Below are 25,922 nucleotides of genomic sequence, written 5' to 3'. Positions count from 1 at the left end.
CAATGAGGTGGCATGACTGTGCCAACATGGTGGCATTAATACACTACTCCCAAGTTATCCAGGTCAGCCTTTGATATGGCAAATTCATTTCCGGCTTTAATTCGTTCCAGCACTAAATTTCCGATACATTGGGCATCTTGCACCGATTGAAAAGGCCTTTTCCCGGATACAACCGGGATAAAAGGCTGAACGATTATCAAACGCTCTCTCTCATAAATCTTATAACCGTATCCACTACCTTCAATCTGGGTTACTTCCAGCCGATATATGTTTATCGAATGCATATACCCATATATGATTCCCACTAAAAGCAGCAAGACAAAGCAACTAATACCTATTATTTTTTTATTTCTCTTCATATTCATAAGGCTTCAACTCCCAAGTATCATCGTAATAATAAGTAGAAGCTCCTCCCGTAGCTATAATTCCCCGTTTTCCAGTAGAAAAGCATACGGCTTTCGAGCGTGTACTTCCTTCGAAATCTGTCAAATCTTCCCCATCCCAGAGGTCTGTCAGAGGGTCGTAAATCCAATAATTGGAACGATAACTACCACCAGCAGTCTGCCCCGCAGCAATGTATCCTTTACCGTCGATCACGAAAGCACAAGCATAAGAACGGACGATAGAAGTGTAATCGTCGTCATAATCATCATCACTCTTATCGTAAAGTTCACGCAATTCTTTCCAAGTACCCGTTGCCGGATTAAAACACCAGAAATCCGTCACATCCGAACCGTTATTTTCACCGCCGCAGATATAAGCTATATCATCTATGACGAAGGCCATACCGCCCATTCTCTTCTGTCCGCCAAATCCACTCATGGCTGTCCATTCTCCTTTATCTCCCACCGACGGGTCGAACTTCCAGAAATCCTTTTGATAATTATCGTTGTAACCTGTACCCAGATACCCATACTGACCAATGCCGAAAGAAAGCGCATAATACCGTTTACCATAGATATTAGTCCCATCAGTTCCATCCGGAATAGAAGCCATCTCCTTCCAGGAATTCGTGGCAGGATCATACTGCCAGCAATCATTCAGATAATCCTTTTTTGTCGCATCGTAACCAGTAGCAATATATCCTTTGGTACCTACTGCAAAACCTGTAGCTGCATTCCGGGCTGGAGCTGCATCGGGCATTGATGTACACTGTGTCCACGAATTAGCCTCAATGTCATACGCCCAACAATCTTTCAAACGGTCTTTGGTACTCCCCCGGTATCCGGTGCAGAGGTACCCTACGTTACCAATCGTAAAACCAGCTGCGTCCGTACGCGCCACACCATCAAAATCAGAACGGCGATACCACACACCTGCCGTATATTCAGTATCATCCGTACATGCCGCCAATGAAAGCAGCACCACCATCATGCAAAGTAATTTATTCATTTTCGTATTCATAAATATGTCGTTGATTACAACCGCAAATGTAGGCGGCAACGGGCACGCATAAAAAAACTATCGACAAATACAGACATTCTATCTACCAACAAAATTCAGGTCGACAAATACAGAGATTTAGTCGATAGTTTTTTGGAGGACTATTTAAAACCTCTTCTTTTGCCGCTACAAAACCAATTTCATTTTTACTACATGAAGTCAATCATACTACTTTTTTCATTCTTTATATCTCTTTCTTTTTTCGCTTGTGTAGACGATTCATCGTCCATAGGAGCGAAATGGGTACAAAGTTCATTTCTCAACGAACAGATGGACACTTGTACGGTATTACTTAGTACAGTATTAAGCGACTCCATAGCCACTTCGGGAGATACGGTTTGCCAGATAGGATACCGTGACGACAACTTATGGGGGAAAATTACCGCCTCTTTTTACGCAGAGTATGAAGTACCTTCCTATTCTTTTGATGAAAACATCCAATATGAGTTCGACTCGATCACCATACGCCTGTATTCTTCGGGCAATTACCTGGGAGATACACTAAAAACCCAACGCATTCATCTGCATGAACTGACAAAGAATATAGAACTGGACGATAGAGGGTACCTATACAACACTACTACTGCCTATTACAACGAAACTCCACTGGCATCTTTCGACTTTCGTCCTACTCCGGGCTCACCGAGCGAAGAACTGGAAATACGATTGCCGGATGCATGGGGAGAAGAATGGTTCAACTTGATGCTGAATGATGGCCGATGGGTACAATCTCAGGATTTCTTCCATGATTATTTCAAGGGAATTGCTTTTATACCCGATGCAAATGACGCTTGTATCAGCGGATTTCAAGTCAACGACTCCAGTATGTGCATCACGGTCTACTATCACCAGATTACGGAAACACTGAACGAAAAAACACTGGTTTTCAATACAAGCAGCACACTGACTTACAACAAAATAGAACAAGACCGCTCAAACATCCCGATAGCCAACCTGCAAAGTGGGGACGGCAATGAATACTCTTCCGGAAAAAGCGAGCATCAGGTCTACCTGCAGGGAATGACAGGTATGTATGTCACCATCGACTTCCCACATTTAAATAATCTCTGCGAAAAAGGAGAGCTTGTGACTATCGAGAGCGCAACGTTACAGTTATATCCGGTAAAAGGAACTTATGACGGCATGTACCCGTTGCCCAAAAGCCTGGCTCTCTACACCGCCAACAATGAAAATGTGACGCAAAGTGTAATCACCGACCTCACCGGGAGTTCCGTACAAAGCGGAAATCTAGTAGTCGACGAGATGTCTTATGAGGAGACTTATTACTCTTTTGACATCACCTCTTTCCTGCAAACAAACCTGGGAACTACCGGATATGATCGTCAGAAACTACAATTATTTCTTCCGGACAACTTGTTCTATACCACACTTCAAGGCGTTATTTTCGGCGACGGAGAACATACCGCCAATAAAAAGAATACCAAACTTATCATACTTTACAAAACTTATCAACAATGAAAAAGATTTTGTTTTGCCTTCTGGCATTCTATACTCCTGTCTCTATAGTTATTGCACAAAATACAACGAACTCCCCTACTTCCATGTTCGGACTGGGAGAACTTTCTACCGGGGAAGGCGGGCAATATGCCGGACTGGGCGGCACAGGCATTGCATTGCGAGGAAATAATTTCCTTAACAATGCCAATCCGGCTTCACTCACAGAGTTGACCGAACAACGCTTCCAGATCGATGCCGGTATCATGGGAGCATACCAGATTTATTCACAACGAGGAGCAAGTAACCGTTCCGTCACCGGAAATCTGAATAACCTAAGTATCGGCTGCCGGATTATGCCACGCTGGTATGGAGCAATTTTCATGGCTCCCGTCAGCAGTGTGGGATATGCCATCACGCTGGATGAAGAAGTGGCAGGCACCAATGGAGGTACTATCTCTTCTCTCTTTCAGGGTGAAGGAGGACTTTCCAAGATGGGTATCAGCACGGCTTACCTTTTCGGAAAAAGATTTTCTGTCGGCACCAATCTTTCTTATGTGACGGGGACCATCACACAAACGGAGACGCAAGGTACTGCCACAGAAGAAACCAGCTCCTACAAACATACTTTTTATGCGGATTTCGGTGTACAGTATAAATGGGCTATAGACCGCGAACGTTCTTTCGTTGCCGGTGCCGTATATGGTTACTCGCAGGATTTTAAGCAGGATAATAACTTATACGTTAGTAGCAGTTCGGGAGGAGATGATATTGAAAAAAGCCTGAAACGCTATCGCCAATGTCTTCCTCAATTCTTTGGGCTCGGAGCTTCCTACAACACTCTACGTTGGATGGCAACCATCGACTACAAATATGTGGACTGGAGCCGGATGCAATCTTCCCAATCCAATGTCAGTTTTGAGAATCAACACCGGTTATCAGTCGGTGGAAGATATACATTGGGCAATGTCTATCGTAATCCGGTCAGCATCCTATTGGGAACAGGTATTAATAATTCCTATATCGTCATTCAAAAGAAAAAGGCAACCGAATATTACGTCAGTACCGGACTTAACTTCGGATTGCGCAATAACAACGTCCTTTCTATCGGATTGAAATATAAAGGCCAGATGAAAATTCCTAACGGCATGCAAAAAGAAAACAGCCTTTCCCTGTTCCTGAATATTACTTTCTCCGAGCGAACTTACCGCGCCAAGATACAATAAAATGTCATTAAACGGAAGTCATTAAGATAGCTGTCCATTTGAAAAAAGAGAAAACTTTGTGAAACTCTGTGTTACTCTGTGGTGAAACTTTCCTATATTTGTAGCCAAAACAATTTAATATTAATTTCATAGGAATGAAAAAGACAATCCTTATTGCTGCTTTAGGCCTGTTCAGCCTAAGTGTTATGGCACAAGATGCAAAACCTGAAGAAGGTTTTGTTTTCACGACAGTGAAAGAAAATCCGATAACTTCTATCAAGAACCAAAATCGTTCGAGTACTTGCTGGAGTTTCTCAACTCTCGGATTTGTTGAATCAGAACTACTTCGTTTAGGTAAAGGTGAATACGACCTGTCTGAAATGTTTGTTGTACACAAAACGATGCAGGATCGCGGAGTAAACTATGTACGTTATCACGGTGACAGTTCTTTCTCTCCGGGTGGAAGTTTTTATGATGTAATGTATTGCATCAAGAATTATGGTATCGTTCCGCAAGAAGTGATGCCGGGTATTATGTATGGTGATACGCTGCCGGTACATAATGAGCTGGATGCTGTTGCTTCCGGTTATATCAATGCGATTGCAAAAGGTAAATTAAGCAAACTGACTCCGGTATGGAAAAACGGACTAAGTGCCATTTATGACACTTACCTAGGAGCATGTCCGGAGAAGTTCACCTACAAAGGCAAAGAATATACTCCGAAGACTTTTGCCGAATCACTGGGATTGAACTATAACGACTATGTATCACTGACTTCTTATACACACCATCCGTTCTATTCTCAATTCGCCATCGAAATTCAGGATAACTGGCGTAATGGTCTGTCTTACAACCTGCCTATCGAAGAACTGATGGCTGTTATGGACAATGCTGTAAAGAAAGGCTATACCTTTGCATGGGGTAGCGATGTCAGCGAACAAGGATTCTCACGTGACGGTATCGCCGTAATGCCAGATGCAGCCAAAGAATCTGAACTGTCCGGTTCAGACATGGCCCGTTGGACAGGATTGACTGCCGCCGACAAACGCAGAGAACTATTCACCAAACCTTTCCCTGAAAAGGATATTACCCAGGAAATGCGTCAAGTTGCTTTTGACAACTGGGAAACAACAGACGACCACGGAATGGTAATCTACGGCATCGCTAAAGACCAGAACGGAAAAGAATACTTCATGGTGAAAAACTCTTGGGGTAAATCAGGCAAATATGATGGTATCTGGTATGCTTCCAAAGCATTCGTTGCCTACAAGACAATGAATATCCTGGTGTATAAAGATGCACTTCCTAAAGAAATTGCCAAAAAACTGGGAATTAAATAATTATTTAAGAAAGGCTTAATTTCCCAATGTATTCCGTAAATTTCTCCTTATAATTATCACCGACAGGAATATAAGTATTCTTATCAAAGATAATGCGAAGACGGGAAACTTCGGTAATCTTGCGAAGATTGACAATATAAGAACGGTGGACCCGCATGAAATGCGTGGGAAGCCGTTCTTCCATTTTCTGGAGGCTGGCAAGCGTTATTACAGGCTTGTCCTCTCCTTCCACAAAGATACGCACATACTCACTCATCCCCTCAATATAGCGGATATTCTTCACATCGATGCGAACCACTCTGTAATCGCTCTTCACGAATAATGAATCTCCTTTTATCTGCGAAGCATTTCCTATTTCACCCTGTTGTTCCAACAAACGATATTCAAATTGCCTGCGGGCTTTATCCGCCGCTTTCAATAAATCCTGGAACTCAAACGGTTTCAGCAGATAATCTACGGCATCCAGTTTGAAACCCTCTACCGCATATTCAGAATAAGCAGTAGTGAAAATCACCAACGGACGGTTCACCAAAGAACGTATGAAATCCAATCCGTTCAAATCGGGCATATTAATATCCACAAAGATCAAATCAACCTCCTCTTCGGACAATATCTTCATTGCCTCGAACGCATCCTGGCATGACTTTACCAAAGACAAAAAAGGTATCTGGGATATATAATCCGACAACTGCGTCAATGCTAACGGCTCATCATCTATTGCTATACATTTCATTCTAATAAAGGTATAATAAGTAAGACATCAAATTTATGTTCCTCTTCGGTAATGGAAAGCGTATAATCATTGCCAAATAAAAGCCTCAACCGCTTACGGATATTCTCGAGTCCGATGCCATGATGCTGTTCGTCAGCCGAACCATTATTGCTGTTGGAACAACGGAATGAAAGCCGGTTGCCCTCATCCAACTGTATCAAGACATGAATAAAAGACTCGCTCCGATAACTGACTCCATGCTTAAAAGCATTTTCCACAAAAGAGACAAAAAGCAAAGGAGGAATCTGCACTTCGGGCACTTCGGCCGGAAAATCCATCTGAATAGATACTTTGTTGGTATAGCGCAAACTCATCAGGGCAATGTAATTTTTAAGAAACTGAACCTCACGTGAAAGCAAAATCGTTTTATTACTCGCTTCATAAAGCACATAACGCATCAGTTTAGAGAGTTCCACAATCGTACTTTTCGCTTTCCCCGTATCAATATCCACCAACGCATGAATATTATTGAGCGTATTCATGAAGAAATGAGGATTAATCTGATATTTCAAATACTGCAGTTCCGACTGCAAACGTTGATGTTCCAGTTCCTTCAGCATTTCTTCATCACGGAAAGATTTAAAGAAAAGTTTGATGGCGATATTGAACCCTACCATCAAAAAGGCAATGATGAAATGAATAAGATAGCGGAGCACAAAAGGAGGATAAGGAAAAGGAGTCGGTTTTGGAAATCTTCCGGGACCATTTGGATCTCCCATTCCCCTAGGACGTTGTTCGGGATTGGATTCATGCCAATGCACATCCCCTTCCTCCCTCGCCTTTTCTCTCGTCTTAATAATCTGGTCCCTCCGGTTCTCCTTCATACGGTGAGGCAACTCTCCTCGCTTGAAATCTTTGGGGAAATGATTGGCAGAAGGAAACGGAGAAAGCCAACAAATCATTCCTATTACAAAAATCAACGAAACAGTATATTGCCAGTACCTTTTCTTAAAAAGAAAATAGGGAACCAGCCCATAATTATTCAACAGGAAAAGCACGAAAAAAGGAAGGATACTCAACCATGATTCGCGGATCACCATACGGGTTTCCTCCCGTTCAAGTCCTCCACTCATGGCAAAGTATCCGCCTATCAGCGGAAGAAGAAATATTACGATCCAGATAGCTCCGTAAATACTCTGCTCCAGCACGTGTTGTTTACGCAGTCTTTTCATGCCTCATTGCTTCTGATTATCGAAACAAAGATAAAACCGAACCTGTTTTATCACAAATAGAATCGACCAAAGAACGGATTTCGACGGTAAACTGCTGTTTACCATCCCCATCCACCAGGTCCATGTCCACCGCCTCCACCACCGGGCTGGCCACCGCCGGAAGTGCTGCCGACTTGTGTCACCATCGAACTGGCAGTAAATGTTGCCGTCTGTGTGCCACCGGAATAAGTGGCTCCCGAATATAACCCGAAGAACTCGGAACCACCGGAAACCGTTCCTCCTTTTGAGATAGTATAACTACCGCCCGAGGTCAGATTCGGACTACTGAATAATACCGTCATTTGAGAATAAGCACGGGGAATCTGATAGGTCAGTACGCTGGTTCCGTCGGCCGACTGGATATTCAGTATTTCTCCGTTACTTCCCGAACCGCCATAGATCACAGTGCGTTGCGTACATACACTTGATGTAGGTGTACTTGTTCCTCCTCCAATACCCAGAACAATCCCCCCGGTAATCTTAAAGGTATTCTGATCGCAATCGAATCCGTCTTCGGGAGAAGTAGTACCCGACGATACGATCACTCCCCCCGTAATGGTCAACGTACCATTAGAGTCAATGCCGTCATTTCCGGAACTATAACAATAAATATTGCCACCATTAAGAACAATGCTGTTACTTGCATTCATACAGTCATCGTAACAAAGCGCGGCAACTGTACCCTCATTGACAGTCAACACACTTTTACTCTCGATACCCTCACTACCTTCCCCACCGGTAGCCTTCACAAGCACCGTTCCTCCATTGATTGTCAACGCACCGTTCGCTTTGATTCCTTTTGCCGACGAGTCGAGCTTGCCATACACACACTGCGTACCGGTAGTTATCACTTTCACCGTGCCGTCATTGATGGTAATCGAACCGTCACAGTTGATACCTTTACCGGCTCCACCTGTACTCTGTATGGCGATCTCCCCTCCTGTAATCAGGATATTTCCGTCACATTTAATTCCTGCACACGAACTCAAATCATTGTCTTCATAAAGTGCGGTTTGAGAAGTGAATGCAGTCAGCTTTCCTCCGGAGATGGTCAGGTTACCATCACAGGATATTCCTTTGGAGGCTGCTCCCGCCACTTGTGCCTGAATAGCACCGCCACTGATTACCACATCCAGACAAGATTTCAACCCATGCGCTTTATTGTCCGTTGTAGAGAGTTTGGCAAATCCTCCGGTCATCGTAATTCCTCCCTCTTCACACTGAATAGCATCGCCGTCAGAAGATATATTCAGTATTCCGCCGCCGATAATCACAGATTCATTAGTATGGATTCCGTCTTTTTTGGCCGAAGCTACCGTAATATTACACCCGCTACGGAAACGCACATAATCATCGCTTGTGATGGCATGTTTATAATTTCCGGTAACTGTGAGTGAACCGCCTCCACTGAAAATGAGTTGCCCCTCACTGAACAGACAGGCTTTCATATCCTCTCCATCAGTAGTTGCCGTATAAGAAGACCCATCTGTCAACACATTCGTTGTTTCATCCGCGCATACCACAAACACACGTTTGGAAGACTGGATATTAATGGCAGCACCTACCGGATTGAGTATAGACACCCCTGCCAGTGATAATTTGAATTTCTTTTCGCTATATACCTTGAACGAGCCATTCGTAGTAGTCCCGCTCAACACATATTCTACTCCGCTGACTGTAGAATTAACCACGACATGCGCCCCATTGGAAGACACTTCCACTCCTGAAACACCATTGCTTACCGCAGCAGTCGTTCCATTATAGATAATCGTCACCACAGAGGCGAATTGGGAGTTCTCTATAAAATCATCATCGGAAGTAACCGTTTCCGACATGCTTCCATACGCCGTTTTATCACTTTCATCAAAAGCGATTGTAAATCCCAATAAATCTTCCGATCCCTCGGGAATCGTCGGGTTGGGCTGACTGCTTCCTCCACCTCCCGAACCTCCGACCAATATTCCTTCCTGATCGCCGAAATCGAATGATTCCGTCGTACAGTTCACCAACAACAGCAATAAAAGCGGTATCCAAAACAACACAATCCTTTTCATAATTTCTTGTTTTATCTATTAAAACTTAAATGAATATCCTGCAGACGCTTTCAGCCAACGAAACATCTTATAGGAAACACCTGCCGAACCCGACCAGCATTCCACCGTCTGCAATCCGTCCCTTGTACGAAATTCACCTTCCAGAGAAGCATCGAAACCGGAGAATATCTTTTTCTTCACTTCCAGAAAAGTCAGACCGGAAGAGACATATGTCCTTACACGGATCTTCTCACGGATCACTCTTCCGTTTTGATGAGCCAGATACATGGCGTAATCGGGAGTGTCGAGATAGGTAGTGTGATAAGCTATATTTCGCTCCCCCTGCACCTCTTGCACACGATAACAATTACTCGCCCGTTGTAATACGTCCATCAGGGCAGAGAGCGAAACGATATACTTCGTGTCCGTACGGTTCATCAAACGGATGGTACTCATCTCTTCCAAAGAAATGGAGGAGAAAGCGGAAAGTGCGGTGGTTACATTACATGCCTCGTTCATATTCATAAGGGATTAGAGTAGCAAGTGTTACAATACTGTAACAAATGTATGACAGAGAAGCAGAAAAAGGAAAAAAAATCAATGAACGGGGGATTCTTATCGGTGAATCGACTGTATTACAGCAATAAACTGTTCTGTTCTATTCTTAAGATTCTATTATTCAACAGTGGCTATGAATCGAATCAAATAGAAAATAAAATGCATAATCTAGTGCAAGAATATGCATATCACGCCCCTTATTATGCATAAATAAAGGGTAAACAGACCGTTTTTCATTGTATGAAAACGTCCGTTCTTTAAATGCAAGGTATCCTTGGTCGGTGAGGAACGCCTCCTTGCTCACCGACCAAGCTACCGTTCATCGGTGAGGAAGGAGGCGTTGATTGAAATAAGAGTCGTTTCCAAGCTATGTCACTTCTAACTTCGTTAATTTTCAATATAACAAATAGCTATAACATCAGAAAAAAAATATTGATTTATTTCGAATCTGGTAGCAAACAAATACAAACAGCAAGGATTTACTATCAAATCACTGTCTTTTGGGAGAATCCAAAAAGACATTTAAGCTCCTATTTATTTGCTATCCTCATATAGGTTCTAATTAAAGCAAAGAAAATGTATAAAACATCCTATTTTTATGTATAACCCTATTTTAAGCAAACATAGATTTATTTCTTGTAATATTCCAGCGGATTCCTCTTCACTTTTTTACGGAAGTATTTATTGAAAGTTGTAAAGATGAATATTACATTCTAAACTTTCCGCAAGAGTCAGAAATAGAGAAGAAAAAAAATGAACGGTTTCTCACCTGTGAAAAATAGGAGGAAAACCATTTGCTTTTTTAGAGACCTCTTCATTCTCTTTTTACAGCCATTCTTAAAAGAAGAACAATCGATATTAAAAATAGAACACATTTATTTTTTCATTTTAGGTACTTTTACCGCATACGATTAAAAATAGAACATTAAAATAAAAAAACAGACCTTGACAATAAAGAATTGTTAGTCGAACTTTGCAAAGTTTTATTAAATACGCAATAAAAACAAAAAGCAAAATGAGAAACTTACGAAAACTATCTTATGTCGCTTGCGCAGTATTTTTCTTTACATCATGCGAAGAAACTTACAATGACAAGCTATTTTGGCCAGGAGAAATTAGTCAGGAATATGGCTCGTATATTAAACCATATACGCTAGACCTAACCTACAGCGGAGAGAAATTAATTGGAAAAACTGTCAGCTTCAAGACAGAAGATAGCGAAACGGGAACACTGACGCTGAATAATATAATCCCGGGAGAAAAGGAAACTCCTATCAGTCGCATCCAACTTTATGAGAATGAAAAGAAAGGATATTATACTTTCAGCGGGACCAATATCACAATGGGAGGAGCTACGGTGAAATATGAAGGAATAATAACTCCGAAAAACATGCAACTATCACTGAACGTAACAATGGCTTATGCCAACTCCATTGCAAACACATATACATTTCCTGCATACTCCCACACAACAGATGGAGAAAGTATCATCCGTAATAGCGGAGCCAGCTACGTGAATATTACTACAAAAGCAGGAGGAGAATCTCTCCAGCCGGTGATTTTACAAATACAGCAAATGGCAACTAATATATTAGATGTGATTTTTCCTTATGTATTGAAGGATATTACATTTGAGAAAAATGGAATTGTCACTGCCAGCTATACTACGAGCCCTGTAGACATGAATGAAATTATGGAAGTTGCCAATTCGGGCAAAACTGACGCTGAATTCAAAAGTCTGATCAACAAACGCACTTATGAGTCATCTCCCAAAGGATTGGCCTACTGGAATCAAACAGGCAACAAAGCATTTGTCGTACAACTAAATATCCCTGCCATTGTGTCTCTCATAGCACAAAACAACGGAAAGCAAATTGACTATCAGCTTATCGCAGGAATCAGTGAAGCACTTCTAAAATCTGACCCGGCACGTTTAAAATTAACGTTAAGTGCCATCAATATGATTTTAAACAATGAAATAATCACCTATATTCTTCAATTGGATGATGATACTTTTGCAACTCTGCTCACATGGATGAAAGACGGAATACCAATGGGCATCAACTCAACAAAAGAACATACTTATATCTATTTCAACAAAGAAACTCTCATGCCGTTCATCAGCATCATCGGTAGTTTGCTGGAAACAAATTTAATTGAAGTTGCAGCCCTTTTCGATAAAATGGAAATCGGTATTGACCTCACAGCTAAGAAATAATTCATTTTAATTATCTAATATAAAAAAACAATGAAAAAAATATCTATCCTATTAATAAGCTGCCTTGCCGTAGCGTCTGCATTTTTAACTTCTTGTGATAATGATCACTACGGACCAGAGCCTATAGATGTAACAGCCAATTATTCAAATAAACTATCAAACCCCAATCCGAATCTAATTCTTACCTATAATGGTGAAACAATGATCGGAAAATCAGTAGACTTTAGCACTGTAACAGGAGAAACCGCTATTATTAACTTATATGATATTTTACCAGGAGAAAAAGAAGTAAAAATTATGTCTATCCCCCTTTCTGGAGATGGGCAAGGATATTCTTTTTCAGGAAATAGTATGGGAAATGAGACTTTAAGCTCTTTTAGATACGAAGGACGCGTAATAAAAGGACAGTTAACATTAAATATATCCAATATCAAAATGGGCAATGCAGAATTATGGGCAAATACTTATAAACTACCCACAGTTATTAATGGCATCAAAACGATTGTAGTTGGAGACATGTGGGGAGAAGAATATACATGGCAAGATGTTGACGGACAAGTACTAAATGCATCATGCTATTTTTATGCAGACATAGAAGCTTCAGAAAGTGGAGCCACAACTCAAACATGGGGTAGTGCCATTCAAAACATATTAAGTTATATTTTGCCACAAGTTCTACAAGAAATTACTTTAGGAGCGGACGGGAATGTAACGGCTTCTTATTCAAATGAACCATTGACAGGAGTAGACATGGATATCATTTTTGGATTTCTAGAAAATCCATTAACACAGGATATGATTACTCCTAACATTGTTAACCGTAATTATATTCCATCTCCAAAAGGATTTGCTAATTGGTTCCAAAAAGACGGTAAGTTAATATTAAAATTAAACTTAGCTAATATTATTGCCTCAATATCCAGCGGCAATCAATATATGGATGTCAATATAACCAATGCTATCATTGAAGCTATATCCCAAATGGATGCTATGAAAGTGAAAGAATTGCTAACCACGCTCAATCAAAGTCTAAAAAATGAAACACTTGGATTCCTGCTCAATGTCAATGACACTTCTTTCAAAGCTATTTTCAATTGGTTAACTACCGGAATCCCGATGCAAGTTATTTCAAAAGATGGACATACTTTTATTTACTTAGACAAAGAAGGTTTTACTCCCATAGCCAAATTACTACCAGATCTTAGTCCGCTAATAGTCAGTCTGCTTCCAGAAGATATGCAATCACTGGGAGGAATCATCTCTATATTTTTGAACGGTATATCAGACGCTTTTCTATCACCTGAAAAAATAGAATTTGGTTTGGAAATTGTTCCAAATAAATAAAACAAAAAACAATGAAGAAATTATATATCCTAACAATCCTGTTATGCCTTACCGGTTTCGGAAGCATCTTTGCCCAAACCCTGAAAGGACATATATATGATGCCAAGACCAATGAGCCATTGGTCGGAGCCACCGTCACCTACAAACTTCATGGTAATCAGGGAGTAGTATCTAACATTAACGGAGAATATGAAATCAAACTTCCCGAAGGTGGAGTTGACCTTGTATTCAGCTATGTTGGCTATGATGATGTCTTGATGCCCATCGTTATCAACAAGCGTGAAGTAGTCACCAAAGACGTTTACATGAAAGAAAGCACCAAGCTGCTGGAAGAAGTCGTAGTCAGTGCCGGACGCTTTGAACAGAAGTTGAGTGATGTCACTGTCTCCATGGACGTTGTTAAATCCGGAGATATTGCCCGTCAGGCACCCACGGATATTTCTTCCACTCTCCGCACACTTCCCGGTGTAGACATTGTAGACAAACAACCTTCTATGCGCGGAGGTAGCGGATGGACTTACGGAGTAGGTGCACGCAGCCAAATTCTTGTGGACGGAATGAGCACACTGAATCCGAAAACAGGAGAAATCAACTGGAACACTGTTCCTTTAGAGAACGTAGAACAGGTGGAAGTGATTAAAGGAGCATCTTCCGTACTATATGGCTCATCAGCTTTGAATGGTATTATCAATATCCGTACCGCACGTCCGGGACTGACACCGAAAACACGATTCAGCGCCTATATCGGTGTATATGGTGATGCGGAAAACGACGAATACCAATGGAGCGACAAGAGTTTCTGGAAAGATGATAAATATTCTGTTAAACCGATCCTGCGCGGAAGTCTTCTTAGCGGTATACGGAATCCTATTTACGAAGGATTCGACCTCTCCCATTCCCGCCGTATCGGTAATTTCGATGTCAGCGGAGGAATCAATCTTTTCACTGATGAAGGATACCGCCAACAGGGATACAACAAACGTTTCCGTATGGGAGGGAGCCTCACTTATCATCAGCCCGATATGGGAATGAAACTGTTGAACTATGGTTTCAATGTCGATTTCCTTTCCAATCAATACGGCGACTTCTTCATCTGGCGTTCACCAACGGAAGTGTACAAACCGTCTCCTTTCACCAACATGGGACGTGAAGAGAATAATTTCCATATCGATCCGTTCATCAACTATGTGAATCCGGAAAACGGTACGTCACATAAGATTAAAGGACGTTTCTATTACAGCGCCGACAATATCGTACGCCCTACCCAAGGAACTTCCATCACTGATATTCTGGGAAATATGGGAACTGATGCCAAAACGATACAGAATATAGCCGGTGGCGATTACAGTTCACTTTATCCTGCATTGGTAGGTATAGGTTCCGGACTTGTCAACGGCAACCTGGAAGATGCCATGAACGGAGTGTTCACCTCATTAGGCAATATTTTCCCGAATGCGACGACTGCCGATTATTGCGATCTGATCTCTTGGGTAATGGACAACGGAGTGCCGAGTGACTTAGGGGGACTTACGAACGGACAGTTACCGAGTGATCTGATTCCGTGGTTATCAAATGTTATCAATCCGTCACGAAACACTCCAAAAACACAGACTGATAAGAACTTCGATTACTACCTCGACTACCAGTTCAATAAGAAATGGGAAGGCGGTGCACAAATCACTACCGGAGTAACCCTGGAACATATCCGCTATGACTCCGCTGTAATGGATGAGGTATACAAAAGTGATAATATAGCTGCTTTCTTCCAATACGATCAGCGCTTCTGGGATCGTTTGAGTGTATCTGCCGGTGTACGTGCCGAATATTATCGGGTGAATAATCATCACCGTGAAGCCGAAACTAAAATCTTCGGAACCAAAGTTCCGTTCCGTCCTGTCTTCCGTGCAGGGTTAAATTATCAGTTGGCTGATTACAGTTTTATCCGTGCCAGCTTCGGACAGGGTTACCGTAATCCGTCTATCAATGAAAAATACCTGCGCAAGGATATTGGTGGAGTTGGCGTTTATCCTAATCTGGACATCAAACCGGAGAAAGGATTTAATGCGGAATTAGGAATTAAGCAAGGATATAAAGTTGGTAATTTCCAGGGTTTTGTGGATGTTGCAGGATTCTATACACAATATAAAGACATGGTTGAATTCCAGTTCGGGCTGTTCAACAATGCCAATTACACGATGATTAATAGCATAGGCGATGCATTCCAGATGCTGACAGATGGCAAAGGGTTCGGTATCGGAGCCCAGTTCCACAATGTATCGAAAGCCCAGATTTACGGAGTAGAAATCTCAACGAACGGCGTGTATAATTTCAATAAGAACACGAAATTGTTCTATAACTTGGGATATGTATACACGGAGCCACGCGATGCTGACTATCAGGAACGTAATGCAGTAGAGGGGCTTTATACCGATCCTCTTCAGATGAAAGAGAAATCGAACACAGGTAAGTACCTTAAATATCGCCCGAAGCACAGTTTTAAAGCTACGGTAGATTTCCAGTGGAAACGTATCAATGTCGGTGCCAATGTAGCATGGAAGAGCAAAGTTCTGGCAGTTGACTATCTGATGTTGGACGAACGCGAGAAACAGCAGAAAGACCTGATGGATTATGTACGTGGCATCCTTTTCGGTTATTCAAAAGGAGAGACACTGGCTACTTACTGGAAAAAACATAATACGGACTATGCCACTGTTGACGTGCGCTTCGGAGTAAAAGCCACAAAAGAAGTAGCTTTCCAGTTTATGGTGAATAACCTGTTGAATAAAGAATACAGCAACCGCCCAATGGCAGTTGCCGCTCCACGTACTTTCGTACTGAAAATGGACGTCACTTTCTAACTAACTTTCAAGATTCACAATTACTTAAGAAACGGCTGCTCAATGCAGCCGTTTTCTTTTTTCTCCTCATTTGTCATCATTTATCTATATATTGCGTATCTTTACCCCCCGAAAACGAGAAGAAATAACCGATAAAATGAAAAAACAAATCCTACTTATTGCCATCCTGTTTTGTACGGCCTTTGCACAGGCACAAGAAGTTTTTGTAACTGCTGATTTTGTAAGCAGTTATATCTGGCGCGGTATGGATAGCGGCAATGCAAGTGTACAGCCTTCACTCGGCCTCAACTGGAAAGGACTGACCGTTTACGCATGGGGTTCTACCGAATTTCGCGAAAAGAACAATGAAATAGATTTATCACTAGAGTACGAATACAAAAACCTGACTCTTTACGCCAATAACTATTTTACCCAGACAGAAGAGGAACCTTTTAAATACTTCAATTACAGTTCGCACTCTACCGGGCACACTTTCGAGGTAGGAGCCGGCTATATGCTTAGCGAAAAGTTCCCATTGTCAGTAAGCTGGTACACGACCTTTGCCGGAAACGATTACCGGGAAAACGGGAAACGTGCCTGGTCCAGTTACTGCGAGTTGAGTTACCCGTTCAGCGTGAAGGATGTAAATATGAATATCGAAGCTGGTTTCACTCCTTGGGAAAGTATGTACTCCGACAAATTCAATGTAGTCAATATCGGATTATCTGCAACAAAAGATATTAAAATAACATCCAACTTCTCTTTACCCATCTTCGGAAAGCTAATAGCCAACCCTTATGAAGAGCAACTTTATTTTGTAGTTGGAATTACATTGTAGATGATTCTTACATTCAATTATTAACTAATAAACACCCCCATGAAAAAACACTTTCTTATCTTCGCAACAGGTCTTTTTCTACTAAGTGCCTGTAATTCGGTAAAAGCACCGGAAGCTATCTTACCCATTCCCGAAGCCAAACAGGTGGAATGGCAAAAAATGGAAACGTATGCATTTGTACACTTCGGACTTAACACATTCAACGACCGTGAATGGGGATATGGAGACTCCGATCCTAAAACATTCAACCCTACCCGTCTGGACTGTGAGCAATGGGTACAGACATTTGTCAAATCCGGCATGAAAGGAGTGATCCTGACAGCGAAACATCACGATGGATTCTGTCTGTGGCCTACGCAACTGACAGAGTACTGTATCCGCAACACTCCGTACAAAGACGGAAAAGGAGACATTGTCCGCGAACTGTCGGATGCCTGCAAAAAGTATGGCATTAAATTCGCAGTCTATCTCTCGCCCTGGGACAGGCATCAGGCCAATTATGGTTCTCCCGAATATGTAGAATACTTCTATAAACAACTCAACGAACTGCTGAGCAACTACGGTGACGTATTTGAAATCTGGTTTGATGGTGCCAACGGTGGAGACGGCTGGTATGGCGGAGCAAAAGACAGCCGTACAATCGACCGCAAGACTTATTATAACTATCCGCGAGCTTACAAGATGATTGATGAGTTACAGCCACAAGCTGTTATCTTCTCGGATGGAGGTCCGGGCTGTCGTTGGGTAGGCAACGAACACGGATTTGCCGGAGCTACTAACTGGTCTTTTCTTCGTGCAGGAGAAGTTTATCCGGGCTATCCCAAGTATCGTGAACTGCAATATGGTCATGCCGATGGTAACCTATGGGTAGCTGCCGAGTGTGATGTTTCCATCCGTCCGGGATGGTTTTATCATCCGGAAGAAGACGACCGTGTGAAAACAGTAGACGAACTGACTGATTTATATTACCGCAGCGTAGGACATAACGCAACGCTATTATTAAACTTCCCGGTAGACCGTGACGGATTGATTCACCCTACTGACTCTGCCAATGCCGTAAACTTCCACCAGAATGTACAAAAACAACTGGCACACAATCTGCTGGCGGGACTCTCTCCCAAAGCATCGGACGAACGTGGAAGAACATTCTCCGCCAAAGCTGTGACCGACGGTGATTATGATACTTATTGGGCTACCAATGATGATGTCACTTCAGCCACTATCGAATTCGATTTACCTCAGGCAGAAAAGATCAACCGTATGATGTTGCAGGAATATATTCCTCTCGGACAACGTGTCAAATCATTCGTTGTAGAATATAACCAGGCAGGCGAATGGCTCCCAGTAAAGCTCAATGAGGAGACTACCACTATCGGATATAAACGGCTCCTTCGTTTCGAAACAATCACTACGGATAAGATTCGTGTCCGCTTCACGGATTCACGGGCTTGTCTCTGTATTAATAACATTGAAGCATATTATGCAGGAGAGACTTCGGATACATACACAGCGAAAGCTGCAGAACTGAAAAGTTACCCGTTCACTCTTGTTGGAGTAGATGTAGAGGAAGCACAGAAAGGCATGGATAAAAACGACCAGACCACCTGTTTCATCAATGGAAATACACTATTGATTGACTTGGGAGAAGAACGCACGATTACCTCATTCCACTATCTCCCCGACCAAAGTGAATATAATAAAGGGTTGATCGCAGCCTACGAAATATCTGTAGGTACGGACAGTAATGCGGTCAACCAGGTAGTAGCCAAAGATGAATTTTCCAATATAAAGAGCAATCCGATTTTGCAATCGGTTTACTTTACTCCGGTCAAGGCTCGCTACATTCAGTTGAAAGCAACACGGATGATACATGACGGTGAACCGATGGGGTTAGCTGAAATTGGGATACAATAATAGATGATATGGTACAAAAAACAGGAATTATTGTGCAGAAGAAAAACTATACTCTCCGTACCTGGCAAACCGAAGATGTAGCATCATTAGCCCAATATCTCAATAACAAGAATATTTGGGATAACTGTCGTGACGGTCTCCCCTATCCTTATAGTCAGGAAGATGCTAACGTTTTTCTCTCTATGGTACAAGCGAAAGAAAACATTCAAGATTTCTGCATTGAGGTAAACGGAGAAGCAGTTGGAAGTATCGGTTTTGTACCCGCTACGGATGTAGAACGTTTTAGTACAGAAGTAGGCTACTGGATTGGAGAACCTTTCTGGAACCAGGGAATCGTTACTGACGCCCTGAAAGAAGCCATCAACTATTATTTCGAACACACTGATAAGGTACGTGTATTCGCAGTCGTATTTGAGCATAACTCCCCATCCATGCGGGTATTAGAGAAAGTGGGATTCACGAAAGTAGGAATTATGCAAAAGGCTATTTTCAAGAATGATAATTTCACGAATGCACATTATTACGAACTTATCAAATAATCCGGAATTCATCAACAGTCTGCCGGACAATCCGGCAGACTGCCCATAAACGCTTTGTCAACCCTGAATTAAATCTATAAAAACCCTCCTCTTTTGCTCAAAAATCTTAAACCTGTGCATTTTTTACTCGGATTTCTTGTCAGAACCAAGCGTTTGAGTAAATTTGCACGCTGATAGTTAACCGGATAGTTTGGATAGCAAGATATTACTACTTGACTACTGGCTGCTAACTTGTAGAAATACTAATACTAAAATTTATAGCATGAGTTTGAAAATTGTTGTATTGGCAAAACAAGTTCCTGACACACGTAATGTTGGGAAAGATGCCATGAAAGCCGACGGGACGATTAACCGCGCGGCACTTCCCGCTATCTTCAACCCCGAAGACCTGAATGCTCTCGAGCAAGCTCTTCGACTGAAAGATGCTCATCCAGGCTCTACCGTAACCATCCTGACCATGGGACCGGGACGGGCAGCCGACATTATTCGTGAAGGACTTTTCCGTGGCGCAGATAACGGTTACTTGCTGACCGACCGTGCTTTCGCTGGTGCAGATACACTGGCTACGTCTTACGCATTGGCTACTGCCATCCGCAAAATCGGTGATTGCGACGTTATCATTGGTGGTCGTCAGGCTATCGACGGTGACACGGCGCAAGTAGGTCCGCAGGTAGCAGAGAAGCTAGGATTGACGCAAATCACATACGCAGAAGAAATTCTGGAAGTGGGCGATGGTAAAATCAAGGTGAAACGTCATATCGACGGTGGTGTAGAAACTGTAGAGGGTCCGCTGCCTATCGTGATTACCGTAAACGGTTCTGCCGCTCCTTGCCGTCCGCGCAATGCGAAACTGGTTCAGAAATACAAACACGCCAAAACAGTTACCGAAAAACAACAAGGTAACCTTGATTATACCGATTTGTATGACAAGCGTGATTATTTGAATCTGGTAGAATGGAGTGTAGCCGACGTAAACGGTGACCTTGCACAATGCGGTCTGTCCGGTTCGCCGACAAAAGTGAAAGCCATCCAGAACATCGTGTTCCAGGCTAAAGAGAGCAAAACCATCAGCGGCAGCGACCGTGACGTGGAAGACCTGATTGTTGAACTATTAGCTAACCACACCATCGGATAATCATGAATAACTTATTTGTATATTGCGAAATAGAAGAAGGTAACGTTGCAGACGTTAGCCTCGAACTTCTGACCAAAGGTCGTTCGTTAGCCAACCAGTTGAACTGTCAGCTCGAAGCTGTAGTTGCCGGAAGCGGCCTCAAAGATATTGAAAAACAAATCCTTCCTTACGGAGTAGATAAACTTCACGTTTTCGACGGTGAAGGCCTTTACCCTTATACATCACTTCCTCACACAGCTATCCTGGTGAACCTCTTCAAAGAAGAGCAACCGCAAATCTGTTTGATGGGTGCTACCGTTATCGGTCGTGACCTCGGTCCGCGCGTTTCTTCTGCTCTGACCAGCGGATTGACTGCCGACTGTACTTCACTTGAAATCGGTGACCACGAAGACAAAAAAGAAGGTAAGACTTATAAGAACCTGTTATATCAAATCCGTCCGGCATTCGGTGGTAACATCGTTGCTACGATTGTGAACCCGGAACACCGCCCGCAGATGGCAACCGTTCGCGAAGGTGTGATGAAGAAAGAAATCCTCTCTCCGACTTATCAGGGAGAAGTAATCCGTCACGACGTGAAAAAGTATGTAGCCGACACGGACTATGTAGTGAAAGTCATCGAACGCCATGTAGAAAAGGCAAAGAACAACCTGAAAGGTTCTCCGATCATCATAGCCGGTGGTTACGGTGTAGGTTCGAAAGAAAACTTCAACCTATTGTTCGACCTCGCTAAAGAACTTCACGCAGAAGTAGGTGCCAGCCGTGCTGCTGTTGACGCTGGTTTCGCAGACCATGATCGTCAGATCGGTCAGACTGGTGTTACGGTTCGTCCAAAACTCTACATCGCTTGCGGTATCTCCGGACAGATTCAGCATATCGCCGGTATGCAGGAAAGTGGTATCATCATCTCCATTAACAACGATCCGGATGCTCCGATCAATACGATTGCCGATTACGTAATCAACGGAAGTATCGAAGAAGTTGTGCCGAAGATGATTAAGTATTATAAACAAAATAGCAAGTAAGGAAAGATGGCTAATTATTATACAGACATACCGGAACTCAAGTTTCACTTGAACAATCCGATGATGAAACGTATTTGCGAACTCAAAGAACGCAATTACAGAGATAAAGATGAATTCGACTACGCTCCGCTGGACTTCGAAGATGCTGTAGACTCTTACGACAAAGTATTGGAGATTACAGGAGAAATCACAGGAGAAATCATTGCTGCTAACGCAGAAGGTGTAGACGAAGAAGGTCCTCACTGTGCTAACGGTCGCGTAGAATATGCTTCCGGAACCAAACAGAACCTAGACGCTATGGTGAAAGCCGGCCTGAACGGTATGACCATGCCACGCAGATTCGGCGGTTTGAACTTCCCGATCACTCCGTACACCATGTGTGCAGAAATCGTGGCTGCTGCCGACGCCGGTTTCGGAAATATCTGGTCTTTGCAGGACTGTATTGAAACACTGTATGAATTCGGTAACGCTGACCAACACAGCCGTTTCATTCCTCGCGTATGCCAAGGTGAAACGATGTCTATGGACTTGACCGAACCGGATGCAGGTTCCGACTTACAGGCAGTTATGCTGAAAGCAACTTATAGCGAAAAAGACGGTTGCTGGTTGCTGAACGGTGTAAAACGTTTTATTACAAACGGTGATGCTAATCTTCACTTGGTATTGGCTCGTTCGGAAGAAGGTACAAGAGACGGTCGTGGTCTTTCTATGTTCATCTATGACAAGAATGAGGGTGGTGTGAACGTACGTCGTATCGAAAACAAACTCGGTATCCACGGTTCTCCTACTTGCGAACTGGTGTACAAGAATGCAAAAGCTGAACTTTGCGGTGACCGCAAACTCGGTTTGATTAAATACGTTATGGCTTTAATGAACGGTGCCCGTCTGGGTATTGCTGCGCAGTCTGTAGGATTGAGCCAAGCTGCTTACAATGAGGGATTGGCTTATGCTAAAGACCGTAAGCAATTCGGTAAAGCAATCATCGAATTCCCGGCAGTATACGATATGCTGGCTATCATGAAAGGTAAGTTGGATGCCGGACGTGCTTTGCTGTATCAAACAGCTCGCTACGTAGACATTTACAAAGCATTGGATGATATTTCCCGCGAACGTAAACTGACTCCGGAAGAACGTCAGGAACAGAAAAAATACGCCAAACTAGCAGACAGCTTTACTCCGCTGGCTAAGGGTATGAACTCTGAATATGCTAACCAGAACGCTTATGACTGTATCCAGATTCACGGTGGTTCAGGATTCATGATGGAATATGCTTGCCAACGCATCTATCGCGACGCACGTATCACCAGCATCTACGAAGGAACTACCCAGTTGCAGACTGTAGCCGCTATCCGTTACGTGACTAATGGTTCTTACATCGCTACTATCCGCGAGTTTGAGGCCATTCCTTGTTCACCGGAAATGGAACCGCTGATGTCTCGCCTGAAGAAGATGGCTGACAAATTTGAAGCAAGTACCAACGCTGTGAAAGAAGTACAGGATCAGGAATTGCTTGACTTCACCGCTCGCAAACTGGTGGAAATGGCTGCTGATATTATCATGTGTCACTTACTGATTCAAGATGCCAGCAAGTCTTCTGAACTGTTCTCCAAATCTGCACACGTATATTTGAACTATGCAGAAGCGGAAGTAGAAAAGCATACAAATTTCATCGAAAACTTCGACAAAGAAGATTTGGCTTTCTACAAAAAGTAACAAATAATCGACTAAATCTGATAAAAGCATCCTTTCTTACGAAATGGATGCTTTTTTTATTTGTCATATTCTATTATTTTCCATTATTATTCTATACATTTGTCAGTGAGATAAGTAATTTTTTAATTGATGAATGTAGATAGAGATAGAAATATGGCACTCAAACCTTCATATAATGACAAACTGTATTTGCCAGGTTTATCAAACACGGAAATCCTTATATTGGCTCTCGAAGCCTCTCAAAAACTTGAGTGGAATATCGAGGAAGTAACTCCGGAAGGAATCCGGTTTGAAGTCCCGTTCAGTATACGCTCCCATGGAGAGGCAATAACCTTTACCATAGAAAAGGGAAGTGACGGGGAAGTATCCGTTCGCAGTCAGTCTTCTTCCGTACAATTTGTTGATTATGGAAAGAACAGAAAAAATATCCAGAAGTTACGGGAAACAATGGAAGAAATAAAAGCCTCACTCACTCCGGAAGAACTAGCCCAAAGGGCCAAAGATTTCGAAGAAGAGTTCAACCGCCCGCTCACAGAAGAAGAAAAAGCCTACATAGAGGAAGAAAAGAAGAGGAACTCTTTCCTGTCTTTCTTCATTCCCCGCAAAGGATTTATAGCAACTCCCATCCTGATAGACATCAATATTCTTGTATTCATTGTAATGATTGCTTCCGGAGTGGGTATTATGTCTCCTTCCACTCTGTCACTACTGAAATGGGGAGCCGACTTCGGACCGCTGACTCTGACCGGTGACTGGTGGCGCACAGTGACTTGCAACTTCATACATATCGGAGCTTTCCATCTCCTGATGAACATGTATGCTTTCATGTATGTAGGACTTCTGTTGGAAGAACTGATAGGAGGACGCCGTATGTTCGTTTCATACCTGCTAACCGGATTATGTTCGGCTGCATTCAGCCTGTATATGCACGGTGAGACAATCAGCGCCGGAGCTTCCGGATCTATCTTCGGACTTTACGGTATATTCCTTGCATTCCTCCTCTTTCATCGCATCGCCAAAGAACAACGAAAGGCATTGTTAACCAGCATCCTCATTTTTGTGGGGTATAATCTGGTTTACGGGATGAAAGCCGGCATTGATAATGCCGCCCATATTGGCGGGTTGTTAAGCGGGTTTGTTCTGGGAATTATATACGTGGTCGGCTACAAGTTCGAGAAACCCGATGCACAGCGGACTGTCTCCATCATCGGGGAGCTTGGTATATTCTGTATATTCCTGTTCAGCTTCATGATCCTGTGCAAAAACGTTCCTCCTCTTTACCCGGAGATACGCAATGAATGGGAAAGCGGCATTGTGGAAGCCTATCTGAATGGTGAACTGGAAGAGGAAAACGAGAACAGTAATCATTCCGCTGTGAATGCTACGGACAATCTTTCCAGCAGGAAAGTTCCGGCATATACGCCTGTCGGCAATGACGATACGTGGCTATCTTATTATGATGCAGCCACCAAATTCAGTTGCCAGTATCCTACCAACTGGATAAAAATAGCAGGAGCAAAAGGAATTATTGACGGTGCGGAACCTCCATTACTCATGCTGGTCAACGGAGGGAATCAATTAACGATTACCGCCCTCACCTACGACACGCAGAAGGAGTTTGAACACATGAAAGAGTTATCACTCACTCTCCCAAGAAATGCACAAGGGGAACCGTCAGAAGATTACCAACTAAGCAATGTCAACATCAACGGACTCCCCATGACAAAGATCACGAATCCCCTGCACATCGGGGCTCCTGATGAACCGGGAGAGGATGTAAAACAAATAGCGTTGCATTACTTTCAAGAGAGCAAGAAACGATCTTTTGCTATTGTCATGCTTGTCTATGACGAAGAAGCTGAAACCGATCTGAATGCCATTACATCAAGTATCCAGATCACCCAATAAAGAGAATATGAGAGTATATATCCAAATCAAACAGTTAGGAAAGCGAAAGTGCAGTATCGAAAAGATTCCTATCGATTTTCCTGTTCCGCCTGTCAATGTACAGGGGTTGATCGAAGCCATCGTCAGTTGGCAAGTCTGCGAATACAATGAACGCTTGCAACAGAGCGAAGTGCTGAAATACCTCACACAGGAAGAAGTGGAAAATAAAACAGCTTCCGGCAAAGTAGGGTTTGCAGTAAACTATAATGGCAAACCTGCCGCAGAAGTCGAAGCCATCACCAATGCTTTGCAATCCTATGAGGACGGAATTTTCCGTATCTTCATGGATGATACGGAAACCGGAGACCTATCCTCTCCCATCCAACTTAAAGAAGAATCTACCTTAACCTTCATCCGGCTCGCTATGCTGTCGGGAAGATTATGGTAATCATTATCCT

The 25,922-nt window shown here is 42.8% G+C and carries 19 protein-coding genes and 1 pseudogene; 14 read left to right on the top strand and 6 right to left on the bottom strand.

The genetic code is table 11. From position 1 onward, the window contains the following. Nucleotides 1-35: 35 nt before the first annotated feature. Both KQP79_RS16785 and KQP79_RS16780 read right to left on the bottom strand, forming a co-directional pair. Nucleotides 36-365: a DUF4907 domain-containing protein gene (locus KQP79_RS16785; protein WP_004321609.1), complete on the bottom strand. Its 330-nt coding sequence runs from the start codon at nt 363-365 to the stop codon at nt 36-38. Next, complete coding sequence (locus KQP79_RS16780; RefSeq protein WP_004301004.1) at nt 346-1,404, bottom strand: Kelch repeat-containing protein; 1,059 nt, start codon at nt 1,402-1,404, stop codon at nt 346-348. Before KQP79_RS16780 ends, KQP79_RS16785 begins: the two co-directional genes overlap by 20 nt. A gap of 192 nt (nt 1,405-1,596) precedes the next feature. Between KQP79_RS16780 and KQP79_RS16775 the strand changes: the two genes are divergently transcribed. The 3 genes from KQP79_RS16775 (at nt 1,597) to KQP79_RS16765 (ending at nt 5,443) form a co-directional block, all read left to right on the top strand. After that, nucleotides 1,597-2,922, top strand: a complete 1,326-nt coding sequence (locus KQP79_RS16775; protein ID WP_004327062.1) for a DUF4270 family protein — start codon at nt 1,597-1,599, stop codon at nt 2,920-2,922. Then, entirely contained in the window at nt 2,919-4,124 is a 1,206-nt protein-coding gene (locus tag KQP79_RS16770) for a hypothetical protein (protein ID WP_004307127.1), read from the top strand. Before KQP79_RS16775 ends, KQP79_RS16770 begins: the two co-directional genes overlap by 4 nt. Nucleotides 4,125-4,258: 134 nt before the next feature. Then, the gene (locus KQP79_RS16765) at nt 4,259-5,443 is read left to right on the top strand and encodes an aminopeptidase C (RefSeq protein WP_004311751.1); all 1,185 of its coding nucleotides are present in this window, start codon (nt 4,259-4,261) and stop codon (nt 5,441-5,443) included. Nucleotides 5,444-5,447: 4 nt separating this feature from the next. On the opposite strand, the gene KQP79_RS16760 is transcribed toward KQP79_RS16765, so the two are convergent. The 4 genes and pseudogenes from KQP79_RS16760 to KQP79_RS16745 form a co-directional block, all read right to left on the bottom strand. After that, entirely contained in the window at nt 5,448-6,176 is a 729-nt protein-coding gene (locus tag KQP79_RS16760; RefSeq protein ID WP_004311752.1) for a LytR/AlgR family response regulator transcription factor, read from the bottom strand. Further along, nucleotides 6,173-7,387 carry a sensor histidine kinase gene (locus KQP79_RS16755; RefSeq protein ID WP_138343123.1) on the bottom strand — a complete coding sequence of 405 codons (1,215 nt, stop codon included), beginning with the start codon at nt 7,385-7,387 and terminating at the stop codon, nt 6,173-6,175. Before KQP79_RS16755 ends, KQP79_RS16760 begins: the two co-directional genes overlap by 4 nt. 98 nt (nt 7,388-7,485) lie before the next feature. Beyond that, a complete protein-coding gene (locus KQP79_RS16750) occupies nt 7,486-9,480 on the bottom strand; it encodes a carbohydrate-binding domain-containing protein (protein WP_008999743.1) in 1,995 nt (664 codons plus the stop codon). Between the two features lie 168 nt (nt 9,481-9,648). After that, nucleotides 9,649-9,978: pseudogene (locus tag KQP79_RS16745) on the bottom strand (VTC domain-containing protein); the annotation flags it as partial. Nucleotides 9,979-11,032: 1,054 nt separating this feature from the next. Between KQP79_RS16745 and KQP79_RS16740 the strand changes: the two are divergent. The 11 genes from KQP79_RS16740 (at nt 11,033) to KQP79_RS16690 (ending at nt 25,912) form a co-directional block, all read left to right on the top strand. Further along, nucleotides 11,033-12,235 carry a DUF4925 domain-containing protein gene (locus KQP79_RS16740; protein WP_004311756.1) on the top strand — a complete coding sequence of 401 codons (1,203 nt, stop codon included), beginning with the start codon at nt 11,033-11,035 and terminating at the stop codon, nt 12,233-12,235. 30 nt (nt 12,236-12,265) lie between these two features. Continuing rightward, nucleotides 12,266-13,579 (top strand): DUF4925 domain-containing protein, encoded by a 1,314-nt coding sequence (locus tag KQP79_RS16735; protein ID WP_004311757.1) that lies wholly within the window; start codon nt 12,266-12,268, stop codon nt 13,577-13,579. A gap of 11 nt (nt 13,580-13,590) precedes the next feature. Further along, nucleotides 13,591-16,437, top strand: coding sequence for a TonB-dependent receptor (locus KQP79_RS16730; RefSeq protein WP_008999741.1), 2,847 nt, complete (start codon nt 13,591-13,593; stop codon nt 16,435-16,437). A gap of 136 nt (nt 16,438-16,573) precedes the next feature. Beyond that, nucleotides 16,574-17,254, top strand: coding sequence for a hypothetical protein (locus KQP79_RS16725; RefSeq protein WP_004307137.1), 681 nt, complete (start codon nt 16,574-16,576; stop codon nt 17,252-17,254). Nucleotides 17,255-17,293: 39 nt separating this feature from the next. Continuing rightward, nucleotides 17,294-19,168, top strand: a complete 1,875-nt coding sequence (locus KQP79_RS16720) for an alpha-L-fucosidase (protein ID WP_008999740.1) — start codon at nt 17,294-17,296, stop codon at nt 19,166-19,168. Between the two features lie 8 nt (nt 19,169-19,176). Continuing rightward, the gene (locus KQP79_RS16715) at nt 19,177-19,707 is read left to right on the top strand and encodes a GNAT family N-acetyltransferase (RefSeq protein WP_004301027.1); all 531 of its coding nucleotides are present in this window, start codon (nt 19,177-19,179) and stop codon (nt 19,705-19,707) included. A gap of 262 nt (nt 19,708-19,969) precedes the next feature. Next, nucleotides 19,970-20,842, top strand: coding sequence for an electron transfer flavoprotein subunit beta/FixA family protein (locus KQP79_RS16710; RefSeq protein ID WP_004321625.1), 873 nt, complete (start codon nt 19,970-19,972; stop codon nt 20,840-20,842). Between the two features lie 2 nt (nt 20,843-20,844). After that, complete coding sequence (locus KQP79_RS16705) at nt 20,845-21,864, top strand: electron transfer flavoprotein subunit alpha/FixB family protein (RefSeq protein ID WP_004301029.1); 1,020 nt, start codon at nt 20,845-20,847, stop codon at nt 21,862-21,864. A gap of 6 nt (nt 21,865-21,870) precedes the next feature. Then, nucleotides 21,871-23,577 carry an acyl-CoA dehydrogenase family protein gene (locus KQP79_RS16700; RefSeq protein ID WP_004301030.1) on the top strand — a complete coding sequence of 569 codons (1,707 nt, stop codon included), beginning with the start codon at nt 21,871-21,873 and terminating at the stop codon, nt 23,575-23,577. Between the two features lie 153 nt (nt 23,578-23,730). Continuing rightward, the gene (locus KQP79_RS16695) at nt 23,731-25,485 is read left to right on the top strand and encodes a rhomboid family intramembrane serine protease (RefSeq protein WP_117514598.1); all 1,755 of its coding nucleotides are present in this window, start codon (nt 23,731-23,733) and stop codon (nt 25,483-25,485) included. Nucleotides 25,486-25,492: 7 nt separating this feature from the next. Continuing rightward, nucleotides 25,493-25,912, top strand: a complete 420-nt coding sequence (locus KQP79_RS16690; protein ID WP_004301032.1) for a hypothetical protein — start codon at nt 25,493-25,495, stop codon at nt 25,910-25,912. Nucleotides 25,913-25,922: the final 10 nt, after the last annotated feature.

The sequence above is a fragment of the Bacteroides sp. DH3716P genome (assembly GCF_025914115.1).
GTDB classification, from domain to species: domain Bacteria; phylum Bacteroidota; class Bacteroidia; order Bacteroidales; family Bacteroidaceae; genus Bacteroides; species Bacteroides ovatus.
Note: the sequence above shows the minus strand (reverse complement) of the source record. Positions and strands in the feature narration are given on the sequence as shown.

What these genes read in the sequence shown, in the direction of transcription:
- KQP79_RS16735 (WP_004311757.1), top strand. Translation starts at nt 12,266, where the DNA reads ATGAAAAAAATATCTATCCTATTAATAAGCTGCCTTGCCGTAGCGTCT.
- KQP79_RS16720 (WP_008999740.1), top strand. Translation starts at nt 17,294, where the DNA reads ATGAAAAAACACTTTCTTATCTTCGCAACAGGTCTTTTTCTACTAAGT.
- KQP79_RS16700 (WP_004301030.1), top strand. Translation starts at nt 21,871, where the DNA reads ATGGCTAATTATTATACAGACATACCGGAACTCAAGTTTCACTTGAAC.
- KQP79_RS16715 (WP_004301027.1), top strand. Translation starts at nt 19,177, where the DNA reads ATGGTACAAAAAACAGGAATTATTGTGCAGAAGAAAAACTATACTCTC.
- KQP79_RS16755 (WP_138343123.1), bottom strand. Translation starts at nt 7,387, where the DNA reads ATGAAAAGACTGCGTAAACAACACGTGCTGGAGCAGAGTATTTACGGA.
- KQP79_RS16785 (WP_004321609.1), bottom strand. Translation starts at nt 365, where the DNA reads ATGAATATGAAGAGAAATAAAAAAATAATAGGTATTAGTTGCTTTGTC.
- KQP79_RS16760 (WP_004311752.1), bottom strand. Translation starts at nt 6,176, where the DNA reads ATGAAATGTATAGCAATAGATGATGAGCCGTTAGCATTGACGCAGTTG.
- KQP79_RS16740 (WP_004311756.1), top strand. Translation starts at nt 11,033, where the DNA reads ATGAGAAACTTACGAAAACTATCTTATGTCGCTTGCGCAGTATTTTTC.
- KQP79_RS16775 (WP_004327062.1), top strand. Translation starts at nt 1,597, where the DNA reads ATGAAGTCAATCATACTACTTTTTTCATTCTTTATATCTCTTTCTTTT.
- KQP79_RS16725 (WP_004307137.1), top strand. Translation starts at nt 16,574, where the DNA reads ATGAAAAAACAAATCCTACTTATTGCCATCCTGTTTTGTACGGCCTTT.
- KQP79_RS16695 (WP_117514598.1), top strand. Translation starts at nt 23,731, where the DNA reads ATGGCACTCAAACCTTCATATAATGACAAACTGTATTTGCCAGGTTTA.
- KQP79_RS16770 (WP_004307127.1), top strand. Translation starts at nt 2,919, where the DNA reads ATGAAAAAGATTTTGTTTTGCCTTCTGGCATTCTATACTCCTGTCTCT.
- KQP79_RS16710 (WP_004321625.1), top strand. Translation starts at nt 19,970, where the DNA reads ATGAGTTTGAAAATTGTTGTATTGGCAAAACAAGTTCCTGACACACGT.
- KQP79_RS16750 (WP_008999743.1), bottom strand. Translation starts at nt 9,480, where the DNA reads ATGAAAAGGATTGTGTTGTTTTGGATACCGCTTTTATTGCTGTTGTTG.
- KQP79_RS16690 (WP_004301032.1), top strand. Translation starts at nt 25,493, where the DNA reads ATGAGAGTATATATCCAAATCAAACAGTTAGGAAAGCGAAAGTGCAGT.
- KQP79_RS16765 (WP_004311751.1), top strand. Translation starts at nt 4,259, where the DNA reads ATGAAAAAGACAATCCTTATTGCTGCTTTAGGCCTGTTCAGCCTAAGT.
- KQP79_RS16730 (WP_008999741.1), top strand. Translation starts at nt 13,591, where the DNA reads ATGAAGAAATTATATATCCTAACAATCCTGTTATGCCTTACCGGTTTC.
- KQP79_RS16705 (WP_004301029.1), top strand. Translation starts at nt 20,845, where the DNA reads ATGAATAACTTATTTGTATATTGCGAAATAGAAGAAGGTAACGTTGCA.
- KQP79_RS16780 (WP_004301004.1), bottom strand. Translation starts at nt 1,404, where the DNA reads ATGAATACGAAAATGAATAAATTACTTTGCATGATGGTGGTGCTGCTT.